The organism is Pseudonocardia sp. TMWB2A, assembly GCF_017312135.1.
Genome location: NZ_QKQY01000015.1, coordinates 1 through 1,858, shown reverse-complemented (window position 1 = coordinate 1,858; position 1,858 = coordinate 1). Strand labels below are relative to the sequence as shown.

The window sequence follows — 1,858 nt, the reverse complement described above, 5'->3', positions numbered from 1 at the left end:
CCGCCGATCCAGCGCCAGTCAGCGGCGAACCAACACCCGCCTCAACTGGTTCGATGCCCGAGCCTGCCGGTTCCGGCGGCATGATGAACACGTTGAACGTGACGTACGAATGCGACCAAGGCGGCGATCTCAACGTCCGCTATGCCGGCGTCTCGGATATGTCGTCGTCAACGGCCTCAATGTCGTTGAAAGGCGTTGAATTGAAGTTGCCACGCAAGGGCGACGTGTGGGATGACGGCACTTACATGCTGAAGGGCGATGATGAAGTGAACCTCTCGAAGGCGGATGTATTCGTTTACCAACACGTTGTCGAGAAGGTGAATGGTGTGGATACGCCGTCGGACAAGATCGTGATGAAGGATTGCCGCGCGATGAATGCGACGCCGTAAAACTAGTTAGAGTTAGACGATTGAGTAAAAGCACGGGGCGCCAATGGCGCCCCGTTTTCATTGCGAGATTGTCGGAAGTTGCCGACTCACTCCTCTAACTCATACTTGAACTCGCCACGCGGCTTATTGCTCTTCGAGCAAAGCCTTGCGTGGCATTTTTTCATCCCGCATCGCCGCGTGGTACACGAACGAAGCAATCACTGCCGACGCCTGCTTCATGTCATCTTCCGACGCGTGATCATACGTGTCGAGATTGCTGTGGTGCACGTTGGTGAAGTAATCCAAACCGTCCTGCACGAATTGGAAGCCCGGCAGACCGACACGATCAAATGCGATATGGTCCGTTGAACCGGTGTTGCGCGAAACAACGGTCGTTGCACCGATATCGTTGAAAGGCTTCAACCATGCTTCAAAAATAGGCGTCGCAGCCAGATTCTCCTGGGCGTAGATGCCACGGATTTTGCCGGAGCCGTTGTCCATGTTGAAGTACACCGAGAACTTATCGTAGGCAGGCTTGCGTTGCAGTGGGCCGGTGCGCGGACGCAAGGAGCGCGGGAACACTGAGTCTTCTTCCGCCATCGACGTTGGGTAATCTGCGAAGGTGCGCGCGACGTAATCTTGCGAGCCAATCAGTCCCTGCTCTTCTCCACCCCACAATGCAACGCGAATCGTGCGCTTTGGCTTCACACCAATCGCCTTGAGGATGCGCATCGCTTCCATCATGACAGCGACGCCGGCTGCGTTATCTGCAGCACCCGTTCCCGTATGCCATGAATCCAAGTGTGCGCCTAGCATGACGATTTCGTCTGCTTTAGATGATCCGGGAATTTCCGCCAACGTGTTGTAACCCGCATCGTTCGAGTCCGAAGTGAAACGCGAATCCGCTTCTGCGCGAATACGAACCGTTTCCTTGCGCTTCAATGCACGCATGACTTGGTTGTAGTGCTCGGCGATCATTGCAAACTCTGCGACCCCTGCGGATTCACCGGCGCGACGTGAACCACCACCGCCAACACGGATGATGCCGTTGTCCCAACCACTGATCGACACCGTTGCCAAAACACCTTCATCGACCAGGAACTGATTCAACTCGCGGGCAAACTGCTGCGACTTGCGGAAATCTTCGCGACGCTTCGCCATGTCATCGCTGCGTGGCTTCGGAATCGCAAACGTCTGCAACGCGGCCAATCCTGCTTCGTCGTAACGCTTCAGGTCCGGTTCCAAGCCAGGCTTGTAGTCGCGCAGATCGCTGAGGAAGACAATCTTGCCACGCAGCTTGCCTTTTTGTTTCGCGAGATCGTCCTTGGTCTTCAACGACACCGCAATCGCATCGCCTTCGACAACGCCATTCGTTCCGGGCGTCCACGCTTTCGGCAACGCATACAACGGAAGCGAACGTGGCGAAATCATTTCAACGCGTGACTTGCTGAATTCCCAGCCACGTCCGAAATCCGCAAACGCATCATCAT

At 55.6% G+C, this 1,858-nt stretch carries 2 protein-coding genes; one reads left to right on the top strand and one right to left on the bottom strand.

The window, feature by feature from the left end:
• A partial coding sequence (locus tag DMP17_RS46320; protein ID WP_337833054.1) for an ACP-like domain-containing protein occupies positions 1–389 on the top strand: 389 nt, incomplete at its 5' end.
• 123 nt (positions 390–512) lie between these two features.
• Here DMP17_RS46320 and DMP17_RS46315 read toward each other — a convergent pair.
• Positions 513–1,858: M20/M25/M40 family metallo-hydrolase (locus DMP17_RS46315; protein ID WP_337833053.1), on the bottom strand; the 1,346-nt coding region annotated here is incomplete at its 5' end.